The sequence below is a fragment of the Flagellimonas profundi genome, from assembly GCF_017313275.1.
Taxonomy (GTDB): domain Bacteria; phylum Bacteroidota; class Bacteroidia; order Flavobacteriales; family Flavobacteriaceae; genus Flagellimonas; species Flagellimonas profundi.
Window position 1 is genome coordinate 16,922 of record NZ_JAFLNM010000001.1, and the last position, 23,805, is coordinate 40,726.

Annotated in this window: 22 protein-coding genes; 10 read left to right on the forward strand and 12 right to left on the reverse strand. The window is 41.7% G+C overall.

Translation table 11 applies throughout. The features are described from left to right. Positions 1-211: 211 nt before the first annotated feature. On the reverse strand, positions 212-871 hold the full coding sequence (gene pgmB, locus J0654_RS00085; protein ID WP_207025557.1) for a beta-phosphoglucomutase: 660 nt from the start codon (positions 869-871) through the stop codon (positions 212-214). A gap of 206 nt (positions 872-1,077) precedes the next feature. Here pgmB and guaA point away from each other — a divergent pair, with 206 nt between their 5' ends. The 4 genes from guaA to J0654_RS00105 are packed head-to-tail and all read left to right on the forward strand — an operon-like array spanning position 1,078 to position 5,690. Beyond that, on the forward strand, positions 1,078-2,610 hold the full coding sequence (guaA, locus tag J0654_RS00090; RefSeq protein WP_207025560.1) for a glutamine-hydrolyzing GMP synthase: 1,533 nt from the start codon (positions 1,078-1,080) through the stop codon (positions 2,608-2,610). Next, positions 2,607-4,787 (forward strand): LysM peptidoglycan-binding domain-containing protein, encoded by a 2,181-nt coding sequence (locus tag J0654_RS00095; protein WP_207025562.1) that lies wholly within the window; start codon positions 2,607-2,609, stop codon positions 4,785-4,787. Before guaA ends, J0654_RS00095 begins: the two co-directional genes overlap by 4 nt. After that, entirely contained in the window at positions 4,765-5,169 is a 405-nt protein-coding gene (locus J0654_RS00100) for an OsmC family protein (RefSeq protein WP_207025563.1), read from the forward strand. Before J0654_RS00095 ends, J0654_RS00100 begins: the two co-directional genes overlap by 23 nt. Further along, a complete protein-coding gene (locus J0654_RS00105) occupies positions 5,157-5,690 on the forward strand; it encodes a DUF922 domain-containing protein (protein WP_207025564.1) in 534 nt (177 codons plus the stop codon). The genes J0654_RS00100 and J0654_RS00105 overlap by 13 nt, the downstream gene beginning before the upstream one ends. A gap of 30 nt (positions 5,691-5,720) precedes the next feature. Here the strand turns inward: J0654_RS00105 and J0654_RS00110 are convergent, their stop codons facing one another. The 4 genes from J0654_RS00110 to J0654_RS00125 form a co-directional block, all read right to left on the reverse strand. Then, the gene (locus J0654_RS00110; RefSeq protein ID WP_207025566.1) at positions 5,721-6,452 is read right to left on the reverse strand and encodes a DUF6090 family protein; all 732 of its coding nucleotides are present in this window, start codon (positions 6,450-6,452) and stop codon (positions 5,721-5,723) included. 102 nt (positions 6,453-6,554) lie between these two features. Further along, positions 6,555-6,842: an antibiotic biosynthesis monooxygenase family protein gene (locus J0654_RS00115; protein ID WP_207025568.1), complete on the reverse strand. Its 288-nt coding sequence runs from the start codon at positions 6,840-6,842 to the stop codon at positions 6,555-6,557. Between the two features lie 10 nt (positions 6,843-6,852). Then, positions 6,853-7,809, reverse strand: coding sequence for a sugar phosphate isomerase/epimerase family protein (locus tag J0654_RS00120; protein WP_207025569.1), 957 nt, complete (start codon positions 7,807-7,809; stop codon positions 6,853-6,855). Between the two features lie 36 nt (positions 7,810-7,845). Beyond that, positions 7,846-8,712: a hydroxypyruvate isomerase family protein gene (locus tag J0654_RS00125; RefSeq protein ID WP_207025571.1), complete on the reverse strand. Its 867-nt coding sequence runs from the start codon at positions 8,710-8,712 to the stop codon at positions 7,846-7,848. Between the two features lie 43 nt (positions 8,713-8,755). Here J0654_RS00125 and J0654_RS00130 point away from each other — a divergent pair, with 43 nt between their 5' ends. The 3 genes from J0654_RS00130 (at position 8,756) to yidC (ending at position 12,626) form a co-directional block, all read left to right on the forward strand. Continuing rightward, a complete protein-coding gene (locus J0654_RS00130) occupies positions 8,756-8,998 on the forward strand; it encodes a DUF3820 family protein (protein WP_207025573.1) in 243 nt (80 codons plus the stop codon). Positions 8,999-9,047: 49 nt separating this feature from the next. Beyond that, positions 9,048-10,682 (forward strand): CTP synthase, encoded by a 1,635-nt coding sequence (locus tag J0654_RS00135; RefSeq protein ID WP_207025575.1) that lies wholly within the window; start codon positions 9,048-9,050, stop codon positions 10,680-10,682. Positions 10,683-10,748: 66 nt separating this feature from the next. Continuing rightward, on the forward strand, positions 10,749-12,626 hold the full coding sequence (yidC, locus tag J0654_RS00140; RefSeq protein ID WP_207025577.1) for a membrane protein insertase YidC: 1,878 nt from the start codon (positions 10,749-10,751) through the stop codon (positions 12,624-12,626). A 282-nt stretch (positions 12,627-12,908) separates the two neighbouring features. Here the strand turns inward: yidC and J0654_RS00145 are convergent, their stop codons facing one another. Continuing rightward, positions 12,909-14,777 carry a fasciclin domain-containing protein gene (locus J0654_RS00145; RefSeq protein ID WP_207025579.1) on the reverse strand — a complete coding sequence of 623 codons (1,869 nt, stop codon included), beginning with the start codon at positions 14,775-14,777 and terminating at the stop codon, positions 12,909-12,911. A gap of 202 nt (positions 14,778-14,979) precedes the next feature. On the opposite strand from J0654_RS00145, the gene mnmA reads away from it, so the two are divergent. From mnmA to J0654_RS00160, 3 genes are read left to right on the forward strand one after another with little or no spacing between them, the layout of a single operon-like run. Beyond that, the gene (mnmA, locus tag J0654_RS00150; protein ID WP_207025580.1) at positions 14,980-16,170 is read left to right on the forward strand and encodes a tRNA 2-thiouridine(34) synthase MnmA; all 1,191 of its coding nucleotides are present in this window, start codon (positions 14,980-14,982) and stop codon (positions 16,168-16,170) included. Positions 16,171-16,220: 50 nt separating this feature from the next. Next, the gene (locus tag J0654_RS00155; RefSeq protein WP_207025585.1) at positions 16,221-17,162 is read left to right on the forward strand and encodes an NAD(P)H-dependent flavin oxidoreductase; all 942 of its coding nucleotides are present in this window, start codon (positions 16,221-16,223) and stop codon (positions 17,160-17,162) included. Positions 17,163-17,209: 47 nt separating this feature from the next. Next, positions 17,210-17,683, forward strand: coding sequence for a YfiM family lipoprotein (locus tag J0654_RS00160; protein WP_207025587.1), 474 nt, complete (start codon positions 17,210-17,212; stop codon positions 17,681-17,683). Here J0654_RS00160 and J0654_RS00165 read toward each other — a convergent pair. From J0654_RS00165 to J0654_RS00190, 6 genes are read right to left on the reverse strand one after another with little or no spacing between them, the layout of a single operon-like run. Beyond that, positions 17,676-19,007 (reverse strand): DUF58 domain-containing protein, encoded by a 1,332-nt coding sequence (locus tag J0654_RS00165; protein ID WP_207025589.1) that lies wholly within the window; start codon positions 19,005-19,007, stop codon positions 17,676-17,678. The two genes, J0654_RS00160 and J0654_RS00165, sit on opposite strands and share 8 nt — an antisense overlap. Positions 19,008-19,009: 2 nt before the next feature. Next, a complete protein-coding gene (locus J0654_RS00170) occupies positions 19,010-20,002 on the reverse strand; it encodes an AAA family ATPase (protein WP_207025590.1) in 993 nt (330 codons plus the stop codon). Continuing rightward, on the reverse strand, positions 19,992-21,209 hold the full coding sequence (locus J0654_RS00175; protein ID WP_207025591.1) for a DUF4350 domain-containing protein: 1,218 nt from the start codon (positions 21,207-21,209) through the stop codon (positions 19,992-19,994). Before J0654_RS00175 ends, J0654_RS00170 begins: the two co-directional genes overlap by 11 nt. Continuing rightward, entirely contained in the window at positions 21,202-21,933 is a 732-nt protein-coding gene (locus tag J0654_RS00180; RefSeq protein ID WP_207025592.1) for a DUF4129 domain-containing protein, read from the reverse strand. Before J0654_RS00180 ends, J0654_RS00175 begins: the two co-directional genes overlap by 8 nt. Next, positions 21,934-22,824, reverse strand: coding sequence for a hypothetical protein (locus J0654_RS00185; protein ID WP_207025593.1), 891 nt, complete (start codon positions 22,822-22,824; stop codon positions 21,934-21,936). Then, positions 22,808-23,779 (reverse strand): stage II sporulation protein M, encoded by a 972-nt coding sequence (locus tag J0654_RS00190; RefSeq protein WP_207025594.1) that lies wholly within the window; start codon positions 23,777-23,779, stop codon positions 22,808-22,810. The genes J0654_RS00185 and J0654_RS00190 overlap by 17 nt, the downstream gene beginning before the upstream one ends. Between the last annotated feature and the right edge of the window lie 26 nt (positions 23,780-23,805).

Below are 23,805 nucleotides of genomic sequence, written 5' to 3' on the forward strand. Positions count from 1 at the left end.
TTCTGAGCACCCTGAAAAACCAAAAAATTTTTCAAAATTATTTAAAACCAAGGTAGGGTATTTATTTACTTGGTTGTTCTATAGTTGAAAATTGCTATGAAAAAGTAAATATTTTGAGTTGGTTAACTCATATGTTTAGGTTGGTTTTGATTTTATTGAAAAGCCCCGGAGTGGTTCCCGGGGCTTTTTGTTTTTTAGTATAAACCAAAGCTTAGAACAAATCCTTGAAATGTGTTTTTACTTCAAACAAAGTAGCCTCCTTCATGGTATCGAATCGAATATCTGCATGACCTACCCGTTCTTCCGGACCAATGCCCACACTGTGGAATTTTCCAGCTTTGGCGGCATCAATTCCTTTTTCGGCATCTTCAAAAACGATACAGTTTTCAGGGGGTAATCCCAATTTTTCAGCAGCATATAGAAAAATATCGGGAGCTGGCTTGCTCCTGGAAACGCTATTGCCATCTCCAACAACGTCAAAAAAATGTATGGCGTTGAGTTGTTTCAATACCTTGTTGGCATTTTTGCTGGCACTTCCCAAAGCAACACTAAAACCTTCTGACCGTAAATGTGTTAGGAGCTCTCTGGCACCGGGTAAATAATCTTCAGGTGTCATATCGTCCAAGCTTTCCACGTAGATATCGTTCTTTTTGGTAGCCAGTTCAACTACAGTGTCTTCATCCAAAGACACCCCATTGTGGTCCATGATTACCTTAATCGAGTCCATTCTGGAAATTCCCCTGAGCTTTTCATTGAGTTCACGATCAAACTGCCAGCCCATATCGTCCGACAGTTTTTTCCATGCAGCATAGTGAAGTTCAGCAGTATCGGTAATGACCCCGTCCAAATCAAAAATGAAACCCTTGATCATGGTTGTAGTTGTTTAGAGGGCAAAGAAAAAAGGAAAATAGTTAAGAAAAAAACTATTTAAGGGTTAGATTTTTAAAAGGAAAATGTATTATCAATTAAGATTGATTCACTTGTTAATAACCCGTTGGAATTACTTCATGGAAAAACTTGTCATAAATATCCTTTAAAAGATATTTTTGCAACTAAAGCAAATTGCTATTTTTGCCCATGCATAACAACGTACTCATCCTAGACTTTGGTTCCCAGTACACACAACTGATCGCAAGACGCGTAAGGGAACTCAACATTTACTCAGAAATCAAGCCATACAACAAATTGCCCGAGGATTTATCGGATTACAAGGCGGTTATCCTTTCCGGTTCGCCTTCTTCGGTGCGATCTGAGCAGGCCCCCCATCCCGATTTATCGGAGATAAAAGGCAAGAAACCTTTGTTGGGTATCTGCTACGGGGCGCAATACTTGTCCCATTTTCATGGAGGCAACGTGGCACCATCGGCAACCCGTGAATATGGTAGGGCCAATTTGTCCTATGTGAAGCAAAATGAGGATTTCCTGAGCGGAATTGGGGAAGGCAGCCAAGTTTGGATGAGCCATAGTGATACGATCAAGGAACTTCCCGAGGGAGCGGTTTGTTTGGCCAGCACACACGATGTGGAAAATGCCGCATACAAAATCGAGGGCGAAACAACCTACGGGATTCAATTTCACCCAGAAGTATACCACACCACGGATGGCAAAAAGCTGTTGGAAAACTTTTTGGTAAATATTGCAGGATTGGAACAGGATTGGACGCCTGATGCTTTTGTGGAAACCACCGTTGAGGAATTACAGAAAGAGATTGGTGACGAGAAGGTGATTCTGGGACTGTCCGGTGGAGTGGATTCCAGTGTGGCCGCCATGTTGTTGCACAAAGCAATTGGAGATCACCTGTATTGTATATTCGTAAACAACGGACTTTTGCGTAAAAATGAGTTCGAAAGTGTTTTGGACCAGTACAAGCACATGGGGCTTAATGTGAAAGGTGTTGATGCTTCGGCACGTTTTTTGGATGCCTTGAAGGGAGAATCCGACCCCGAAGGAAAAAGAAAGATTATCGGGAGGGTCTTCATCGAGGTTTTTGATGATGAGTCACACAAAGTGGAAAACGCAAAATGGTTGGCCCAGGGCACGATTTACCCGGATAGGATCGAATCCGTTTCGGCCAGTGGAGGACCATCAGCAGTGATAAAAAGTCACCATAACGTTGGGGGCTTACCCGATTATATGAAGTTGAAAGTAGTGGAACCCCTGAAAATGTTGTTCAAAGATGAGGTGCGAAGAGTGGGGGCGAGCATGGACATGCCAGCTGAGATTTTGGGAAGACATCCATTCCCGGGACCTGGTCTTGGAATTCGTATCTTGGGTGATATTACGGCAGAAAAAGTGGCAATTTTACAGGAAGTGGATGCCATTTTTATTGATGGATTGAAAAAATGGGGGCTTTATGACAAGGTTTGGCAGGCCGGAGCCATGCTTTTGCCCGTAGATAGTGTAGGAGTTATGGGCGATGAGCGTACCTACGAAAAATGTGTGGCGCTGAGAGCGGTTGAAAGTACCGATGGTATGACGGCCGATTGGGTGAATTTACCCTACGAATTCCTACAAAAGACCTCTAATGATATAATAAACAAGGTTAAAGGCGTTAATAGAGTGGTGTATGACATTAGCTCAAAACCACCGGCAACTATAGAATGGGAATGAGAAAACATATTTTACAACTGGTTTTTACCATTGTCCTTTTGTTGGCAATGGCACCGGTTTCTGCACAAAATTATGCAACGCACGCTGTAAAGGAAGGAGAAACCCTGAAGAGTATTTCTCAGAAATACAGGGTAACGCCCTACAGTATATTGCAGGCCAACAAAGAAATCAAGAGTGCCTCTGATGTAAAGGAGAACACCATCTTGATCATTCCTTTGAATGGGCAACCTATAAAGGATAAAGAAGAGACCAAAAAAGAAGAGCAGGAGGAAGAAGAGGTAAAACCAATCCGTTTTATGCGTCATAGGGTAAAAAGGAGGGAAACTATCTTTGGTCTTACACAGAAATACAACATTACCGAAGATCAACTAAAAAGGTATAATACCAGATTATATTCTGAACCACTCGAGCGTAGAATGGTGCTTCAAATTCCTGTGTTCCCAGAAGTTGACCCCGATGAGGATAAAGACCTGGATTTTGAGGTCTACACCGTGCAACCTAAAGAGACCCGTTGGAGCATTGCCCATAAGTACGGCATTAGTGTGGACAGTCTTTTGGTGTTGAACCCAGATTTGGACAAGAACAACAATTACTTGGCAGCAGGTGAGGAACTGAAATTGCCAAGACCAAAAGGGGATAGTCTAAAAGAACAGAAAACAGAAATATTTACCTCCTACACAGTGCCACCAAAAATGACCCTTTACAGTTTGGGAAGGGAGTACGGCATCCCAACGGACTCGATTGTTCGATTGAATCCTGAGATCGTAAAGGAAGGAGGCCTTAAAGAAGGTATGGTGGTAAGACTTCCCAAAAAGAAAGATGATGAAGGGGAGGTAAACACGGAAAACTTTATTTTTTACGAGGTAAAGCCAAAACAAAATATTTTTAGAATTACCCAAAACCTTAAAATTACAAGGGACGAACTGTTCCGTTTAAATCCTACTTTGGAAAACGGGCTAAAAGCCGGAATGGTGCTAAAATTACCCAAAGAAAAGGCGAAAGACCTAGAGGTCAAGAATGCCCTGGTACTGGATAAAATCAACTTGGTGGACAGCATAAACTTTGAGAATAGACCAAAGTTGGTATTTATGTTGCCCTTTAGATTGGACAAGGTCAATGTGGCCGACGCCGAAAAAGCCGAAGAGCTGATCAAAAACAGAAGGGATTTGGCCTTGAGCCTTGGTTTTTATACCGGTGCCTTGGTAGCATTGGACTCCATAAAAAAAATGGGGGTTTCGGTAGATGTGAAAACCTATGATACCCAATTGGACCAGGCCAAAGTAAAGGAAATTCTCTTCAGGGAAAACCTAAATGGCGTTAGTGCCATTATCGGCCCATTGGCTGCGGGACCTTTGGACGAGGTAGCAGTTCAGGCTTCTGCAAAAGATATTCCTGTCATCGCTCCGATATCTTCGGACAGTAAATTGAGCCACAGTAATGTGTTTTTCTCTGTGCCTAGGGATGTGGTGCTCCGCGAGAAGATGTTGTCCTACATGGAGAAGATTTATAAGGATGAAAATATCATTATCATTGCAGATTCCACTCACCAAGTGGCACACGACTCCATCTTGAGCAAATTCCCGGCAGCCCAAATTGCAAAGGTGATCGATAATAAATCACTTCACCTGGACGAGTTTTTGGTTCAACTTTCTGAAGAAAAAGAGAACTGGGTGTTTTTGGAAACAGACCAACCCAATATGGTGGCCAGTGTTACTTCTATCCTGAACTCTGCAAACACAGCGGCAATCAGCGATGAAGAAACGGTGGAAATCAATGTGCGGATGTTTACCACAAGTTTTAATGCTGCTTTTGAGGATGATGCGGTCTCCAAGACCCATCTTTCCAACCTTAAGTTTACATATCCATCTTTTTATAGAGAATCCGTAAACGATTCTTTCACTAGGGCGTATAGCCAAAAATATAATGGGGTGCTTCCCGATAGGTACGCCGTAAGAGGATTCGATGTAACTATGGATGTATTGCTAAAGCTAGCGTACAAGAACAATCTATTCGAAACGTCCAAGTATATTGGTCTGACCGAATATGCTGGAAATGGATTTGACTACTATAATGATTGGACCTCTGGTTATTTCAATAGGGCGTGCTTTATCATGGAGTATGATAATCTTGAAATTAAAGAAGTAGAGCCAAAAGATGACATCAAAAGTAACCTATAACGGAAACCTTCGTACCACTTGCGTTCACATACGCTCTGGGAACGAATACATCACCGACGCCCCAATTGATAACAATGGTAAAGGCGAGGCTTTTTCACCAACCGATACCGTGGCAACCGGATTGGCCAATTGCATGATGACCATGATGGGCATAAAAGCACGCGACTTAGAGGTGGATTTAACAGGTTCCACAGCCGAAGTGACCAAGCACATGGCGGCAAACCCAAGAAGAATTTCCAAGATTGAGGTGAAATTGGAGCTGCCTGCATCGGTTTCCGAAAAACACCGGAAGATTTTGGTGCATACCGCCCAAACCTGTCCCGTACACTACAGTCTACATCCCGATATTGAAAGAGTAATTGAATTTAATTGGGTAAATTAATTGGCATAATAGGTATTCTTCTGCTTGGTTTTTTAGGCTTTTCACAAGAAATCGAGGAGGGAGTTGCATGGAGCAAGAACATGCGGCTTACCTGGGCTGATTATAAGGGTAAGGTGCCTCCTGCCGATGAGTCGGCAGCAACTACTGCCAGTGGTATCAGTTATTCCTATTCTGCAAACCTTCTGCACCATGAAGTAAAACTGGATTTTGAGGTCGGCGCCTATTTTTATCCTAATGAATCTTGGTACAAACCACAATTATGTGATGAAAACACCCTGGCGCACGAGCAGCTTCATTTTGATATCACAGAGCTTTTTGCCAGAAAAATGCGCGAAAAACTGAGGCGTACTTCCTTTTCCGATGATGTTAAGGCAGAGGTCCGTAAGATTTATCGGGATATTTTAAAAGAGTTGCAACAATATCAGGAGCAATACGACTGGGAAACCAACTTTTCTCGAAATAGGGAAAAACAAAAGGAATGGAACCGTAAAATTGCCGATGCATTAAACGGAGAAGGGTAATATTGTATTTGATGTCAACCCTTCAAATAATTATTTAATTTCTTCGTCAACCCTCTCTTTCATTCTTAACGCATTTTCAACAACATTTTTAGCCATACGTTGCGTTCTGTAAGCATAGGTAAGTTCGTGGTCGATCAGTTGGCGAAACTTTTTGGTTTTCAATTCCTCCAAAAATTCATTGGTATCATAATCGTTAACATAGCTTGGATTCTCATTGTCGAATGGCCGAATTGCATTAATGTAATTACCATAATCCGTATTATACCTTTTGGATAATTCACCTTGTACTTTCATATCGGTATAGAACTCTGATAAATCTTTTCGTAAGCTATCATTACTTATCAAACGCAAATTGCCAGTGCTTACGAGTTCTCGATATGCCTCATCATCGACCAGATAAAAACCACTAAACGATGCCGCTCCTTTTGCTATGGTATTTATAAAATTTAAAGTATCTGTAATGGCAAAGGGTGCCTCTATATATTGTTTGGCAAAGTTTAAGTTTTCAATTTTTGCGTCAAATTGGTCAACATAAATACGTTGCGTATTAAAAGTTAAATTTTCCAGATCTGCCGAGATGGATAAAAGATAATCTTGCTCCAGGTTGGTATTTTTTCGTTCCTCGTTCCAAGTATTGATCTGTAGGGCAATAAGAATCCCTATGACCACCAAGATGATTTCACCTAATGCATAAAGCAAATATTTGCTGAGTTTGTTTTCCGATAGCAATCGTTGTCTAATCTTTCTAAATAATTTGATCATAGCATTGGATGGTCAAAAATCAAGCTGGTTTAAAATATTGGTCATTCCAAAATAAACATCATTGTTTGATTGATAGTGGTACCAAGAAAGCAAGGTTTGGCTCTAGTCCCTCAATTGAAAGAGAATATCCATCACTTCAATGTTGGGTGCTTCCACAATTTCATAGGCCTTAGGGATGCCTTTAGCCAGTTCGGACTCCCTAAAGGCTTGTGCTGACTCTTTGGAATCCCATACATATACCCCTCCATATTCATTGGGCCCATTCAATTTGACGTAGTATTTCTGTAAAAGGCCTGGAATAGCCTTGAACTGAGGTTCTCTTTCTCGTGCCTTTTCCAGCAACGTAACTTCATCCAGATTACTTTTTAATCGTATTATTTGAAGTATCATAAGGTTTTCATTAAACGGATTTTAGATAATCAATACTCTCTTTAAGGGCAACCCTTGGGTTTTCTACAACATCTTGTTCCACAAAAAAGTGTTTTACGCCAGATTTTTGGGCTGCATCAACAATGGCAGGAATATCCATGGCACCTTTTCCAACGGAGGTCATCAACGGAAAAAGTTCTATCCACTGGTCGGCTGTTCCACCATCTCCCTTAAAGGTTGTAATTTCCTTCATGTCCTTTAAGTGCATTGCAATATAACGGTCCTTATATTTTTGAAGATATTCGACCGGGTCTGCACCTCCGGCCATGGTCCAGTAAATATCCATTTCAAAAAATACAAGCTCAGGGTCCGTGTTGTCCAAAATAATGTTCAAAGGAATCTGTCCATCCATTTCGTGCAAACCGTAACCGTGATTATGATAAATAAATCTGAACCCTTCATTTTTGGCATTTTCTCCGATGGCATTAAAGGTATCCGCCATACGTTTATAGTCATCTAATGAGGTTCGTAGTTCCCCTGGTATGGCAGAAATACCCATACAATCCAACCCCAGCGTTCGAACTGCTTCGCCCACCTCTGGCATTTTTGTCTGCAGTGAGACCAAATCGATGTGTCCCGAAGTAGCTTTTAAACCATTGTCTTGTAACAATCCTTGAAACTCTTTTGCCGAATGCCCATAAAAACCACTGCCGGTAAAACCCAGACTTGGTGTTACGGCCTTCCAACGCTCGTGTGCGGCAACGGAACTAAATGGGTAGGGACCGTAAATCTCAATCTCTTTATATCCCATTTGGGACAACATGTTCAAAGTACCGGACAAATCATTTTCCAACATTTTTGGGAGTGAGAACAGTTGGATTCCGATATTCTCCAGACCTTTTTTTGTGGGTGAACAGGCTCCAAGGCCCAAAAGCATAGTTGCACTGGAAGCCAAAGCCGTGTTTTGAATAAACTCTCTTCGTTTCATGTTTGTTTAGTTTGGTTATGTTGTTAAGGGGGCTGATCAAATATCACATCTCATGAACCCATCTTTTAATGCCTCGATTTTATCGTCCCAGGTAGCAATAAACTCTTGCGCCACATATCCTTTAAACCCAGTGTTGTGTATAGCTTTTATTATGGCAGGATAGTACAATTCCTGAGTTTCATCAATTTCATGTCTTCCTGGTACGCCTGCAGTATGATAGTGGCCAAAATAAGGGTGATAATTCTGTATGCTTCGGATGATGTCCCCTTCTTGGATTTGCATGTGGTAGATATCGAACAGCAACTTAAAATTATCACTTCCCAAGTGTTTGCAGAGCTCTACTCCCCAAAGGGAATTATCGCACATATAATCTGGATGGTTTACTTGGTTAAAAAGTTCCATTTGAATGACAACGCCATGCTCTTCTGCCAAGGGTATGATCTGTGAAAGACCGTCCACACAATTTTGAAGGCCAACATAATCGTTCATCCCATCTCTATTGCCGCTAAAACAGATCAGGTTGGTATATCCTGCCTCGGCAACCTTGGGAATCATTTCGGTATAGTTTTTAATGAGTTGCTCGTGATACTTTGGATTGTTCCATCCTTCGGTAAGGCTGATCTCGGCACCATTGCACATGGAGCAATGAATATCGTATTTTTTTAAAGTGGGCCAATCCTTTGGTCCGACCAAATCAATCGCCTTGACCCCTAATTCGTTAAGGGTCTTTAAAAAATCTTCCAGGGGGATATCATTAAAACACCATTCGCACACACTATGATTGATATTGTGCTTTAAATTAAATTCTTTGGATTGTCCATAGTTGTTGGGGGCCATGGCAGAAGCCGAAGCCAGTCCTGCAGACCCTACGGCAGCAGTGGCTATAAAATTTCTACGTTTCATTTTGAGGATTTGTTAATGGAAAGATAGTATTTTAGACCTACATATGGAAATACGTCCCGATACAAAACAGCTTTTGGAACTGGCCCATTACAAAATGCCTTTTGGTAAGTTTAAAGGACGATATCTGGTGGATCTGCCACTGCCATATCTGGTCTGGTTTCGGCAAAAAGGTTTTCCCAAAGGGAAATTGGGAGACTATTTAAATACCATGCTTACCATTAAGGATAATAACCTGGAACCCATCATTAGAAAACTGCAAAAAGATTTTCCTAAAGAATCTTCCTGATTTTTGTCCGGCAATTAGTAACTTTACGCCCCGTAATAGAATGATCAATATGTCAGAGACCAAGTACATTTTCGTTACGGGAGGCGTTACTTCTTCATTGGGTAAAGGAATTATAGCCGCATCCTTGGCCAAACTACTGCAGGCCAGGGGATACCGAACCACCATCCAAAAGTTAGATCCATACATAAATGTTGACCCGGGAACACTGAATCCATACGAGCATGGCGAATGCTATGTAACCGATGATGGTGCGGAGACCGACTTGGACCTTGGCCACTACGAACGTTTTTTGAATGTTCGCACCTCACAGGCCAACAATGTTACCACAGGTAGAATATACCAAAGTGTAATCGAAAAGGAACGTAGAGGTGAATTTTTGGGCAAAACCGTGCAGGTAGTCCCCCATATTACCAACGAGATAAAGGAACGTATCCAAATTTTGGGCAATAATGGGGACTATGATATTGTTATTACCGAGATTGGTGGTACAGTGGGAGATATCGAATCATTGCCCTACATTGAAGCTGTAAGGCAATTGCTTTGGGAACTTGGTGAGCACAATGGAATTGTGGTGCACCTTACTTTGGTCCCATTTTTATCTGCAGCCGGAGAATTAAAGACCAAGCCTACACAACACTCTGTCAAAACCTTAATGGAGAGTGGGATAAAGGCCGATATCTTGGTATGCCGTACCGAGCATCAAATTTCGGAGGATATCAAGGAAAAATTAGCGCTTTTCTGTAATGTGAAGAAAGAAGCGGTAATCCAATCTATAGATGCATCGACCATTTACGATGTTCCCTTATTAATGCAAGAAGAAGGTTTGGATACGGTTACCTTGGAAAAATTGGCCTTACCCAATGATACCGAGCCTAACCTAGATCAATGGAAAGAGTTTCTGCAAAGGCACAAAAACCCAAAGGATAAAGTTGTAATTGGCTTGATTGGAAAGTACGTTGAACTTCCCGATTCCTATAAATCCATTCAGGAGGCCTTTATTCATGCAGGCGCTGCCAATGAGGTGGATGTTGAGGTGAAATCGATTCATTCCGAACATTTGTCAGCAAAGAATATAGATAAAAAACTGAAGGGCCTGGACGGTATTCTGGTAGCCCCCGGTTTTGGTGAACGTGGGATTGAAGGAAAGGTGACAGCCGTAAAATATGCCCGTGAGAACAATATTCCTTTCTTAGGTATTTGTTTGGGTATGCAAATGGCCGTAATCGAATTTGCAAGAACCGTTCTTGGTCTGGAAAAAGCCAATTCTACCGAAATGGACAGCGAAACACCAGATCCTGTCATCAGTTTAATGGAAGAACAAAAATCCATCACCAATAAAGGTGGTACCATGAGGTTGGGTAGTTGGGATTGCCACCTAAAAGAAGATAGTCTGGTGGAAAAAGTATACGGTTCTTCCGATATTGAGGAGCGCCACCGCCACCGTTATGAATTCAACAATAAGTATAAGGAGCAAATGGAGAAAGCAGGTTTGTTGGCTTCCGGTTTAAACCCGGAAACAGGCCTGGTGGAAGTTGTGGAAATACCCTCGCATCCATGGTTCGTTGGTGTGCAATATCACCCGGAGTATAAAAGTACCGTTGCCAGCCCTCACCCCTTATTTGTTGGGTTTGTAAAAGCGGTATTGACCCATAAACAGAAACAAAACAATGCCAGTTTGGCATAAAATGGGGTTTTGGGCATATATTTGCCACTTGAAATACCAATAAAATATTTCTACTAAATAATATTCATGGAAGAAAAGAAGCTGGATATTAAATCCATTATTGGATTTGTACTGATTTTTGGGATACTCATTTATATGTTTTACCAAAATCAGCCTACGCCAGAAGAGTTAGAGGCACAAAAAGCTGAACAAGCACAGCAAGCGCAGGTCGAGGAAGAAGAAGCCAAAGCTGAGGAAGAAGCCAAAACCGCTCCTGTTAAGGAAACAAAAACCATCGACTTGTCCGATTCTACGGCGGTTGCCCAATATAAAAGCACCGTTGGGGCATTTGGTTTTACACAAACATCGGACGGTAATACCATTCTGGAAAATGAGGTGCTGAAACTTGAGGTCTCCAATAAAGGAGGACAAATTGTTGAGGCAAAAATGAAGAATTTTGTCACTCACGATTCTGTACCCATCTATTTGGTGAAAGATGGCAACGCCAATTTTGCCTTGAACTTCACTACTTCGGACAATAGAGTTTTAAGTACGGCCGACCTGTATTTTGAGCCTTCACTGAGCCAAAGTGGTGATAATAAGGTGCTTTCCATGAAGGCCAAAGTGGCCAATGATCAGTACTTGGAGTATCGTTACGAAATGAAGCCAAATGAATATTTGGTGGACTTCACCGTCCGGTCCCAAGGGTTGAGCGGTGTTTTCAACAGTAGCAATCCAGTTACTTTGGAATGGGATTTAAAAGGTATTCGACACGATCAGAGTGTGAGATATGAGAATCGATATACCCGTTTAACCTACAACCATGACGAGGGGAATATCAGCAAGCTTTCCGAGAGTAGCGATTTTGATGAGGAAACCGAAGTGGATGTAAAGTGGTTGTCGTACAGGCAACACTTTTTTAGTTCAATTTTAGCTACCGACGACCATTTTAAAACAGCTGATGTAACCTCAACAAACTTGGTCGAGGAAGAAAGCAAGGAACTGCGTTTTACAAAAGAATATACCACTAGGGCTCCACTGGAGTTGAAGGGAGGCGAATTGGCCCAAAATATGTATTGGTACTACGGACCTACCGATGTTAAAGTGTTGGATGATTATGAAGATTTGGGTCTGGTCGAGTCCATTCCTTTTGGATGGGGAATCTTTGGTTGGATCAACCGCTATGTCTTTACTCCGTTCTACACCTTCTTGAGTTCGTTCTTGCCTTATGGAATCGCCATTATCATCATGACTATTATGGTACGATTGGCACTTTCGCCAGTAACGTACAAATCTTATTTGTCGCAGGCCAAAATGAAGGTGTTAAAACCTGAAATTTCGGAAATCAGCGAAAAATACAAGGACAATGCCATGAAAAAACAGCAGGAAACCATGAAGGTTTACAATAAGGCAGGGGTGAGCCCCATGAGTGGTTGTGTGCCCGCATTGTTGCAATTGCCGATTTTCTACGCACTATTTATGTTCTTCCCAACATCCTTTGCACTGCGTCAGAAATCATTTTTATGGGCGGAGGACCTATCCTCTTACGACACCATTTTTGAGTTGCCGTTTACCATACCATTTTATGGAGACCACGTATCGTTGTTCCCGATTTTGGCATCCATAGCCATCTTCTTCTATATGCAGATGACAACGGGTCAGAGTATGCAGATGCAGCAACAGCCAGGTATGCCGAACATGAAATTTATTATGTACCTATCGCCAATTATGATGTTGTTCTTCTTTAACAACTATGCGAGTGGGTTGAGTTTGTACTACTTTATCTCCAACTTGATTACCATCTTTATTATGTTGGCCATCAAGAACTACATTTTGGATGAGGATAAAATCCATGCCCAGATTCAGGAGAACAAGAAAAAGCCTAAAAAAGAGAACAAGTTCCAGCGTAAGATGCGCGAGATGATGGAACAGGCCGAGGAGCAAAAGAAATCTGGAAAAAGATAATCCAGAAGCAGATTGCTTTTTGATCAACATAAAAAAACTCCCTCAAGATTTCTTGGGGGAGTTTCCATTTATAGGTATAGTTTGGAAAGATTTGGGACTCCAAAGATGCGGGATTACCGACGTTCAAAAAATTAAAAGTTGTAAAACACCTTTTTTTTGTGGGAAAATATTCACTAGTTGATGTGTCATCGACGAACGGTAAACCCCAGACGATAAAAAGCCCCCTCAATTCAAATTGAGGGGGCTACTAAGCACTATCAATGTAATCAAAAACTGGTTAGCTTAGTTTGAAGTGTCTGGAATAAGTACAGTATCCACTACGTGAATCACACCGTTTACGGCTTGTACATCCACAGCGTCTATTCCAATGCCAGGATTTCCTGCTCCATCGGTAATGTCGGCAATGTTATCACCTGTACCTGGTAGGTTAATGGTAATCATGTCACCTTCCAAAGTTGTTGCGGTCGCACCATCGCTCAAGTCACCAGAGCGAACATTGGCACCGGCTACAACATGGTGTTGCAATATTGGAACCAAGTCAGCTTCGGCTGGAATACTGGCAAGCGCATCGAATGCGGCATTCGTTGGTGCAAATACTGTAAATGGATCGCTTCCGGCTCCGTCTTGGGCGGACAGTACACTTACAAAATCGGTACTTGGGGTCAATTCGGTCAAGGCTTGAACCAAAGTGGAGAAGTTAGGATCGGCAGCAGCAAATGTTACTACCGTAGGCAAATCGATTACAGCATCTACAGTATGGATTACCCCGTTGCTTGCCACAATATCGGCCATTACAACATTACTGGTTCCATTTAAGGTAACACCGTCATCCGTATTGATATATAGGCTCAAGTTTTCGTCTACATCAAACTCCGCAGCAGTATTCACATAGGAATTTGTCAAATCTGAAGAGAAGGCAGCTGCACCCACTACAACATGGTTGGACAGAATTGCATTTAAATCATTGGAATTTGGATTGGTAAAAGCACTAAAAGCATCGTTGCCTGGCGCAAATACGGTAAACGTTTCCTCTTCATTGGATAGCAAGTCGGTGAAAGTTGTGTTTCCACCATCGGTCAAAGCACCTACCAAAGAAGTAAGTCCTGGGTTAGCAATGGCATGGTCCACGATATTAGGAATATCGATTACGGCATCAACTACATGTACAACACCGTTAAGAGCTTTTACATCTGGAGTTACTACAGTAGAACCTCCGTTAAAAGTCACACCATCAGAAGTATCGAAGAACAGACTTACGTTTTGGTCGCCAGCTCCAGTGGCCAAAGTACTAGTATAACCAGAACCAAGTCCAACTAAATCTTCCGAAGTAACCTCGCCACTGATTACGTGGTTGAGTAAAACGTTGGTCAAAACGTCCACTGGAATATCTGTCAACGCTGCACCATCAAGGAAAGCTTCAAATGCTGCATCGGTCGGTGCCAATACGGTAAATGGTCCGTCACCGCGCAATACGGTTGGCAAATCCCCATCAGCTTCGGTCAGTGCTGCAACCAAATTTTGAAGGTTTTCGTTACCAATGGCCAAATCGGTGATAGGTACCAAAATAATATCGGCCAATTCATCTATAATGGCTTGGGGCAATAAAACTTTATCGATTATATGAACAACTCCATTAGAAACTTCTATGTCTGCAGTAGTTACCTCTGCAGCAACATCGGTGGCATCTTGTATAAACACTCCTCCTTGGGTAGATACTTGTAAAGAAGAACCTTGCAGGGTGGTTAGACTCATCCCATCGCTCAAATCTGTGGAAAGAGCAGCATCGGCTACTACATGGTAGGTCAGAATCACGGCCAACAAGTCTTGTAGTTGTTGGGAACTAAAGTCTTCCAGTGAATCAAAACCATCCAATTGGGCCAATAGGTCGTTGAAGGCCTGGTTGGTTGGTGCAAAAACCGTGAAAGGTCCGTCACCACTTAAAGCAGTTACCAAATCGTTATTGGCACTTTCGTCAGCCTTTTGAAGGGCAGCGACCAAAGTACTCAATTCTGCAGTGGCCTGTGCTGCTTCAACAATGTTCACACCTTCTTCGGGAGGTGGGGTTGTTCCATTGTCATCATCGGAGCACGAGGTGAATCCGATAAGTAGTAATAATAAGGTCAGTCGGGATAAATGTTTAAGAGTCTTCATTTGATGATAGATATTTGTTTAACTATTTAAAACTATGGTTAAACAAAATAAAAACAATAATGTTTAACATTTTCATTGAAAACTTTAACAAAAGTAATAATCTGCTACCTTGTAGTTTACAAATTGGATACGGTTGGTTTAAGACATTATTATCATAATAAGTGAGCGTCAATTTGTATTTTTGTGCTCTTAAATCATTGCAATGAAAAAGGTTGTTGTTGGACTTTCGGGAGGAGTGGATTCAAGCGTAGCTGCTTATCTGCTTAAGGAACAGGGGTACGATGTCATTGGCTTGTTTATGAAAAACTGGCATGATGATTCTGTGACCATATCCGAGGAGTGTCCATGGCTGGAGGACAGCAATGATGCTTTGATTGTTGCCGAAAAACTGGGGATTCCATTCCAGACAGTGGATTTAAGCACCGAGTACAAAGAACGTATCGTGGATTATATGTTCAATGAATACGAAAGGGGAAGAACACCCAATCCAGATGTACTTTGCAATCGTGAAATCAAGTTTGATGTGTTCATGAAAATCGCCCTGCAATTGGGAGCCGATTATGTGGCCACAGGTCATTATTGTAGAAGAGGAACTATTCAAAATGAAGATGGCACCGAAACCTATCAGTTGTTGTCCGGAAAAGACCCAAATAAAGACCAGTCTTATTTCCTTTGTCAACTGTCGCAAGAGCAGTTGGCCAAGACTTTATTCCCAATTGGTGAGTTGTTAAAACCAGAAGTAAGGAAAATAGCCGCAGAAAACAACTTGATCACAGCTGATAAAAAGGATTCCCAAGGATTGTGTTTTGTGGGAAAGGTACACTTGCCAGAATTTTTACAACAAAAATTAAAGCCTAAAAAAGGCGTAATTGTGGAAGTGCCTAGCGATGCAGTGCAATTCTCCGTTGCAGTTCCAGAGTTCCAAAACGAAAGAGAAAAGTTATTCTTCCAAGCGGAGAAGCCAGTCTATTCCGAATCTGACGGAAAGGTGGTAGGGGAGCATCAAGGTGCACACTATTTCACCATTGGGCAACGTAAGGGGCTGAACGTAGGCGGAACCAAAGAACCTCTGTTCGTAATTGATACCGATGTAGATAAGAACATCATTTACACGGGACAAGGCAAAACACATCCTGGTCTGCTCAGAAATACATTGTTCATAAAAGAAGATGAGCTCCATTGGGTACGCCCGGATTTAGCCTTGAAGGTGGATGAGACCATGGAGGTGATGGCCCGCATCCGATACCGTCAACCTTTGCAATCTGCTAAGCTTTACAAAGTAGAGAATGGATTGTTCGTGGACTTTAAAGAGAAACAATCCGCCATTACCGAAGGGCAGTTTGCTGCATGGTATATTAATGAGGAGTTAATCGGTTCTGGGGTAATCTCCTAAATAGATTCTTTATTTTAATTATTTTGGTGGAAAATTGAATACAAATTTCCATGCAAAATAAAATCACACAACTTTTCGGAATTGAATATCCCATCATTCAGGCAGGAATGGTCTGGGCAAGCGGTTGGCGTTTAGCCTCTGCGGTTTCAAACGCTGGTGGATTGGGCTTGTTGGGTGCAGGAAGTATGTATCCCGAAATATTGGAGGAACATATTATCAAATGTAAAAATGCTACGGACAAACCTTTTGGGGTGAATGTACCCATGCTGTACCCTGACATTGAAAAATTGATGGATATTATCGTAAAGCAAAAAGTGAAGATTGTGTTCACTTCGGCTGGTAACCCCAAGACCTGGACCAAGTTTCTTCAAGAGAAGGGAATAACCGTTGTGCATGTGGTCAGTAGTGTAAAGTTTGCTCTCAAGGCTCAGGAAGCAGGAGTCGATGCCGTGGTGGCCGAAGGTTTTGAGGCGGGCGGGCACAACGGACGGGATGAAACCACGACCATGGTACTTATTCCTTCTGTAAAGGAAAAAATACATATTCCCCTAATTGCCGCTGGAGGTATTGCTACCGGAAGAGCTATGTTGGCCGCTATGGTCTTGGGAGCTGATGCCGTTCAGGTAGGGAGTAGGTTTGTGGCCTCACCAGAAGCATCGTCGCACGAGCTTTTTAAAAAATATGTAGTAGATGCCAAAGAAGGCGACACCCAATTGACTTTGAAGGAACTTGCACCTGTGCGCTTGCTCAAAAATAAATTTTTCCGGGATGTACAAGAGGCTTATGCCAAAGGTGCCAGCAAAGAGGAATTAAAGAAGCTATTGGGCAGGGCGAGGGCAAAAAAAGGGATGTTCGAAGGCGATATGGAAGAAGGTGAACTGGAAATAGGTCAAGTTTCAGGATTGATCCATAGCATAACTCCAGCAGCGGAAATTGTTGAAGGATTAATGGCTGAATTTTATCGAGCAAAAGCAGAAATAAAGTGTTATTAATCGGAAATCAAGAGTATTAATAAACTTTTGATATATTTAGTCGATCGATGAGAACACTGATTTCTATTTTACTTTTTTTTGTACTTGCATCCCAGAGTCATGGGCAAATAGAGCACGATAAAGCACTCCATTTTGTAGGGGGCAGTCTTACGGGTCTTGCAGGGGCAGGAATTGCCAAACAAGTTACCAAAGGTAATCGGGTTTGGGCATTTGTTGGTGCAGTTACCGCAAGTGCCATTGCTGGTGTGGCCAAAGAAGCAATTGATGCTGGACAAACGGATAATGGATGGGACAATGAAGATTTAGTGGCAACTATTTTAGGAGGTGTTACGGTGGGGATTGCCATAGAACTTTTTTCTAAAAAGGATGAACAAGGACGTTTGCGGGGCCGTTACTCCAATCTTGATTTAAAAAGGAAGAAACTATTTCTACAGCCAAAATCGAAATTTGTTTTGCTGGAAGATAGACCACCATCATTGAATACTTTGGGACTTTCCAACCAAGAGCTTACAACTAAATAATTCCTCTCGCTTTTATTTCCAAATATTTATTAATGGTATTTACGGTCAGTTCTTCCGGCTTGGTCAAAATGGTCTGGATGCCATATTTTTGAAGTTCTTTCTGCATCAATCGTTTTTCCAATGAAAATTTCTCGGCAATGGTCTTGTGGTAAATGGCTTGTAAATCTTCAACATCTTCAGCTACTAAAGAGTCCAATTCCGTGTTTTCAAAGAAAATAATGACCAATACGTGCTTTTTGGCCATGGCCAAAATATAGGGCAACTGCCTTTTGAGTCCCGATATGTGTTCAAAATTGGTATAGAGCAATAAAAGACTACGTTGGTTCACTTTACGTTTGACATGGGCATACAGCAGGCCGAAATCAGAATCGGAATAATCTGTGGAGATATTGTACAGGCTCTCCATGATGGTGTTGAGGTGTGTGATTTTCTGGACGGCTGGTATAAAAGTTTCAATCTTTTTGGAGAAAGTGAGCAATCCTGTCTTATCATTTCTTTTTAGGGCGACATTGGAAAAGGCCAAGGTCGAATTAATGGCGTAGTCCAACAGGCTCAATCCATTGAAAGGCATTTTCATCACCCTCCCGGTGTCAATAATGGAATAAATGGGCTGTGACCTCTCATCTTGGTACTGGTTCACCATCAGCTGGTTCTTTTTGGCAGTGGCTTTCCAATTAATGGTTCTTACATCATCACCTTTTATATATTCCTTGATCTGTTCAAACTCTTGCGTATGTCCGATCCTCCTTATTTTTTTGAGTCCGAACTCGGTCAAGCGATTGCTCGTGGCCAAAAAGTCATATTGTTGCATTTGTATGATGGATGGATACACAGGCACCATTTGGTCTTTTTGGAACACATATTTTCTTTTGACAATGTGTAAGGGAGAGGAGGCAAATACATTCAAGTTACCAAAAACATATTCCCCACGTTCCACAGGACGGACTGAGTATTCAAAAAAATGGGGCTCACCTTTTTGTAGCTGTGTTTTATGTTCAAAATCCCTTTTTTGGAACTGTACGGGCAATTCATCGATTACCGAAATCCCTGTTTTAAAAGGATATTTGGAACTCAGGTGGACTGATAGAATATTTTCGTCGCTATTGGATAATTTTTGAGGAAGGTTGCGATGTGCTTTTATGGCATTTTTGGTCGCATACATTAAATACAGGTCCAAAAAGAACAGCGAAAGCAACAGAAATACCAATATCCATGCAATGGGATAAAGTATCGGTAACCAATAGGAAATCACAAAGCATGCAGCCAGTACGGCGATATACCGAAAGAAAACATTATGTATGTACAACGACCTGAGCAATGCCATGTTTACCTTGGAATTTCAACAGACTCTATGATCATAGTGACCACATTTTCGGTGGTCATGCCTTCCATTTCCCGTTCAGGTGTCAATATTACCCTGTGGTTGAGTACGGGTATCAAAGCTTTTTTTACATCTTCGGGTATCACAAAATCGCGCCCCGATATGGCAGCAAAGGCCTTGGCAGCTGTTAATGTAGCAATGGAAGCCCTAGGTGAGGCACCTAGGTATAAATGTGGGTGGTTTCGGGTCTGTGTTATAATGTTGGCGATATAATCCAAAATTTTTTGCTCCACGACCACTTCGTGAATGTTCTTTTTGAATTCCAATAGCTTTTTGGGAGTCAGCACCGCCTTGATCTGGTCCTGCGGCTTTTCGCCCTTGCGTTCGTGATGGTTTTGTAGAATTACGACCTCTTCCTCTACGGAGGGATAATCCACTTTGATCTTGAACAGGAAACGGTCCAGTTGTGCCTCGGGCAGCGCGTATGTTCCTTCCTGTTCGATGGGGTTTTGTGTGGCCAATACCATAAAAGGCTGTCCCATTTGGTAGGTATTTCCATCCACAGTGGCCTGGCGTTCTTCCATGGTCTCAAAAAGGGCTGCCTGTGTTTTGGCCGGGGCCCGGTTGATTTCGTCAATTAGAATGATGTTGGAAAAGATAGGACCTTTTTTGAATTCAAATTCATTGGTTTTGGTATTGAAAACGGAGGTCCCCAAAATATCGCTCGGCATCAGATCAGGTGTGAACTGGATACGGTTGAATTCGGTTTTGAGCGTTTTTGCAAACAACTTGGCCGTTACCGTTTTGGCTATTCCGGGTACTCCTTCGATCAGGGCGTGTCCATCGGCCAATATGGAAATAATCAAAAGTTCGATAAAATCCTTTTGGCCCACGATTATGCTGGATAGCTCCTTTTTTATTTGTTCCACAGTATCCCTTAATTCTTCCAAGGGGACTCTATTGTCAAAATTCAAGTCGTTATTGTCGTTATTTTCCATCAACGTTTGCTTTAAATGCTTGTATTTTTTGATTCAGATTCTTCAATTCGGTTTCGGTCACGTATTGCTTCTCTCTTAGTTTGGAGATGGTACCCATCAATATTTTCACGTCTTTTAAATCGGTATTGCTCCGCATGGACAGATTTCTCAAAAACATTTCGTCCTGCAAATCTTGGGTAGAGATATGTAGTTTAGACCTTAGATATTCCAAAAAGTAATCAATTTTATGTTTGGTGATCAAGTGTAGTTCCCCTTTTTCGAAATACATGTCCGCTATGGTCCGGGTAAAGGCCAATGTTTGGTTCTTTAAGGGCTGTACCACTGGAATGGCCCGTTGTTTTCTTTTTCCTTCAAAAATGATGTAGACAAGCGCCCCGATCAGCACAAGATAGTAGGCCCATTTAAATTCTTTGGTGTTTAAAAAGAGATACATGGGAGAGGTATAAAAGGATTTCCCTGATTTATGGAAGTTGTCCATGTAAATCTGTTTATCGGTATCCAAATAAGATAACAGCCCTGCGGTATACTCTTGATTAGTATCCTTTAGGATAAAGTAATTGGTAAAGGCCTTCGGGAAACTGGTCAACAGGATCTCCCCGTTTCCAAAGGGTTGTTTGATGGTATTGACATGTTTTTTGATGTTATCCGTACTGTCCGACCGAGTATATACCTGGGCCAAAACGGTAGTCTGTAAGGTATCCAACTGATCAAAACCAATGGTGTAGTAATCTTTGGTGAATTTGTAGGTGGAACTCGTCAATTTTGGATTGGAAAGTTCCAAATAAAAAAGAGGCTCCAATTGTCCATCGTTATACACGTTGGTCTGTTCCAAATGAAGGGTGTCCAATAATTTTTGTTCAAAACGGTCCGAGGCTACAAAAAGCGTATTTCCTTGGTCGACCCAATCCAATAACGCATTTAGTTCGGCCTCTCCAAAAGAGACCGTTTCATTCACAAAAAAGTAAGTGCCCCTAATGGAGTCTGTGCGGGTCAATAATTCAAAGGGTGGTTTTTGGACTTGTTGCACGTGGTCTGGAAAGTATTTTTCCATCAAGTTGTTGAGCACGTAGGTCCCATAAGGTATTTTATGGTGCGACACATAGGAGGGGAACCAATTCACTTTTTTGGGCTTGTTGTATTCCATGGCAAATATGGCCGCAAGGGTCAAAACGCCGATTATTAAATATATCCAACCCTTTCTAGACATCGGCAATTGAATTTTTTAAGGAGGTGAATACAATTTCAGCTTTCTCATAACGTGATTGGTCCAGTTCAAATTCTCCGTACCAAACATAATCGTAGAGCAAGGTGGCCTTTCCAAACTCATTTTTCAATACAGTTTCGGAAAGCTCCTCCAAATAATCGTCATTGGTTTTCTGTTGCTGCCAATCTATCATCTCCCGTTCCGATAACAATTGAAGGATGTAGAGGTAATAATACCGGATGGCAAGCCTGTAATTTTGATCTGCCAGTGCATTTTTGATCAATTGCTGGATATCCTCATTTTTGATGATGTGTTCATCTTCGGATAGAGACACCACGTTAGGGTTTTTCCTGTTTTTCCCCATTCCCTGCATATTGGATTTTACGAAGAAGCGAATCACTAAATAAAGGAACAAGGCCAAGAGCAGATAGGGGAGAATTTGCAAAAACACGGCCAAATAGCCTTCGGCATTTCCAACACCAAAGATCCATTCAAAAAAGCTCCGCAGAATATTGTAGAACCAATTGGTAATATCGGACCACCACGTGTTTTCAGGTTCTACCTCCTCATAATTGAAGGTGCTATCCTGCTTAAAGGTTTCAAAGTCTTCCTCACTGAATTCGATGGGGTCGATATCCGATGTGTCATACCTGACAATCGAGTCGTTCTGGGCCAAAAGAATTGACCAGGAAAAAAACAGGTATGATAAGATCAGCAATCTATGCATCTATTCCTCTGAGGATTTTCCGAGGCTTTCAATACGCTCAAAAGTACCCGTAAAATTTTTCTTTTCGTTGAGGTTAAAAAAGATAAGGGCAGTGGCCACTAGTAGAATAATGTTCATCAAAAATTGTACTAAGCTACTCAGAATGTTCAGGAAAAGATATATGGGGTCGTTGAACAAACTCATGTTTTCGGCATCCATCTCGCCCGAAAATACGCCCATTTTTATCCAAGTGTATATGGCTCCCGGTAAACTAAAGGCATACGTGGCGACCATCACAATAATGTATATGATAAAGAGTGTGGCGAAGGTAATCCACCAGTTTTCCTTGATCAAGGAAAAGCTGTACTGGTAGGAATCCATGGTGTCCTTTTTCAGAAAAACCAAAATGGCAAATGAAATGGATAAGGGTACGGCCAAATAAATACCAGGTAAAAGACAGAACATGGCCCCGATAAATACCGATAGACCTACCAAAATACCTAAACCGATCAACGACCAGAAAGAACCGTACACACCTTGTCGAATTTCATCAAAATCAGTGGTTCCTTTATGGTCAATATACGATTTGATATAGTAAAGTACCGTGCCCTGTGCCAATACATAAGCCGCGATTGAGCTTAACATCAGAGCCAATACCGATATGACCATGATAACTGGCGAGAATGCGGAAAATTGATTTCCCCCAATGGCTGTCAGGTTAAAAACATCGCCTATAGTGTACATGTAAAACCCCATGGAAATCAACATTGCCAAAATGTAAGGCCCTACAATTTTTAAAATGGTTCCGAAAAAGGGTTTGAATTCATTGCGGATAAAGCCGAAGGAATCGGAAAGTATTTCTCCCAATTCGCGCTGCTTTTTAAACTCTATATATTTATTGGTTGTTTGCATGAACGGTTTTTCGATGGATTTGGTTTGGATAAATAATGTAGTAGTATATGATCAATGACAACGAGGCCAGTATGATGAAAATTGCAAGCCAATCGGGCATTTCGGTATGTCTGGTCACAAAACCTTCCAAAAACCCTGCGATGATAAAGAAAGGTACCGTGCTCACCATAATTTTAAGTCCGTTTTTAATACCCCGTTTAAAAGATTCCAATCGGGTATAAGTGCCCGGAAAAAGGATTCCGTTGGCTAAAACCAGACCTGCACAACCAGCTATGATGATAACGGATATTTCGATAGTTCCATGGATCCAAATAGTGCGTGCCGATTCCCAAAGCAGTCCCTTTTCGTAAAAAAAGTATTGAAAACTTCCCAGCATGATACCGTTTTGCAGCATAATATAGAGTGTTCCGACTCCCAAAAAAATACCGAATGCAAAAGCATAAATAGCTACTTTAACATTGTTTATGGTAATGCCCAAGAACATATTGAAAGCGCCTTGTTCTTTGTAGACTGCCATGGGGTCGCCCTTTTCTATGTTCTCCAAGGTCATGTTTACATAACCATTGCCCAATATGGACCGAACAAAATCACCTTCGTTGGTGGAAGAAAATGCACCTACGGCCGCAAAAAAGGCAAAAACCAAAAAAGAAATGAACAATTCTCGGTGATGTTGTTTGAACATGGTGGGGAATTCCGTTTTCCAAAAATGGACAATACGATTTCTGGATTCCCGTTTGGTCTTATATATTTTTTGATGCGCTTGTGAGGCAAGGGTATTCAGGTAAATTTGGGTATTGCTTCCTGGGTAAAAGGTCTTGGCGTAACCGAGGTGATCGGTAATCTCAATGTAAAGATCCGAAAGCTCATCAGGATGAAGTCGCCCTTTATTGAGCAGGGCATTTTCAAAAGCGGCCCATTTATCCTTATTTTGCCTAACAAAAGCGGCCTCACGCATTTAATCCGGTGGTTTGTAAGTAAAGA

What these genes read in the sequence shown, in the direction of transcription:
- J0654_RS00125 (WP_207025571.1), bottom strand. Translation starts at nt 8,712, where the DNA reads ATGAAACGTAGAAATTTTATAGCCACTGCTGCCGTAGGGTCTGCAGGA.
- yidC (WP_207025577.1), top strand. Translation starts at nt 10,749, where the DNA reads ATGGAAGAAAAGAAGCTGGATATTAAATCCATTATTGGATTTGTACTG.
- guaA (WP_207025560.1), top strand. Translation starts at nt 1,078, where the DNA reads ATGCATAACAACGTACTCATCCTAGACTTTGGTTCCCAGTACACACAA.
- J0654_RS00110 (WP_207025566.1), bottom strand. Translation starts at nt 6,452, where the DNA reads ATGATCAAATTATTTAGAAAGATTAGACAACGATTGCTATCGGAAAAC.
- J0654_RS00160 (WP_207025587.1), top strand. Translation starts at nt 17,210, where the DNA reads ATGAGAACACTGATTTCTATTTTACTTTTTTTTGTACTTGCATCCCAG.
- pgmB (WP_207025557.1), bottom strand. Translation starts at nt 871, where the DNA reads ATGATCAAGGGTTTCATTTTTGATTTGGACGGGGTCATTACCGATACT.
- J0654_RS00175 (WP_207025591.1), bottom strand. Translation starts at nt 21,209, where the DNA reads ATGTCTAGAAAGGGTTGGATATATTTAATAATCGGCGTTTTGACCCTT.
- J0654_RS00100 (WP_207025563.1), top strand. Translation starts at nt 4,765, where the DNA reads ATGACATCAAAAGTAACCTATAACGGAAACCTTCGTACCACTTGCGTT.
- J0654_RS00135 (WP_207025575.1), top strand. Translation starts at nt 9,048, where the DNA reads ATGTCAGAGACCAAGTACATTTTCGTTACGGGAGGCGTTACTTCTTCA.
- J0654_RS00120 (WP_207025569.1), bottom strand. Translation starts at nt 7,809, where the DNA reads ATGAAACGAAGAGAGTTTATTCAAAACACGGCTTTGGCTTCCAGTGCA.
- J0654_RS00170 (WP_207025590.1), bottom strand. Translation starts at nt 20,002, where the DNA reads ATGGAAAATAACGACAATAACGACTTGAATTTTGACAATAGAGTCCCC.
- J0654_RS00130 (WP_207025573.1), top strand. Translation starts at nt 8,756, where the DNA reads ATGGAAATACGTCCCGATACAAAACAGCTTTTGGAACTGGCCCATTAC.
- J0654_RS00180 (WP_207025592.1), bottom strand. Translation starts at nt 21,933, where the DNA reads ATGCATAGATTGCTGATCTTATCATACCTGTTTTTTTCCTGGTCAATT.
- J0654_RS00155 (WP_207025585.1), top strand. Translation starts at nt 16,221, where the DNA reads ATGCAAAATAAAATCACACAACTTTTCGGAATTGAATATCCCATCATT.
- J0654_RS00185 (WP_207025593.1), bottom strand. Translation starts at nt 22,824, where the DNA reads ATGCAAACAACCAATAAATATATAGAGTTTAAAAAGCAGCGCGAATTG.
- J0654_RS00145 (WP_207025579.1), bottom strand. Translation starts at nt 14,777, where the DNA reads ATGAAGACTCTTAAACATTTATCCCGACTGACCTTATTATTACTACTT.
- J0654_RS00115 (WP_207025568.1), bottom strand. Translation starts at nt 6,842, where the DNA reads ATGATACTTCAAATAATACGATTAAAAAGTAATCTGGATGAAGTTACG.
- mnmA (WP_207025580.1), top strand. Translation starts at nt 14,980, where the DNA reads ATGAAAAAGGTTGTTGTTGGACTTTCGGGAGGAGTGGATTCAAGCGTA.
- J0654_RS00165 (WP_207025589.1), bottom strand. Translation starts at nt 19,007, where the DNA reads ATGGCATTGCTCAGGTCGTTGTACATACATAATGTTTTCTTTCGGTAT.
- J0654_RS00190 (WP_207025594.1), bottom strand. Translation starts at nt 23,779, where the DNA reads ATGCGTGAGGCCGCTTTTGTTAGGCAAAATAAGGATAAATGGGCCGCT.
- J0654_RS00095 (WP_207025562.1), top strand. Translation starts at nt 2,607, where the DNA reads ATGAGAAAACATATTTTACAACTGGTTTTTACCATTGTCCTTTTGTTG.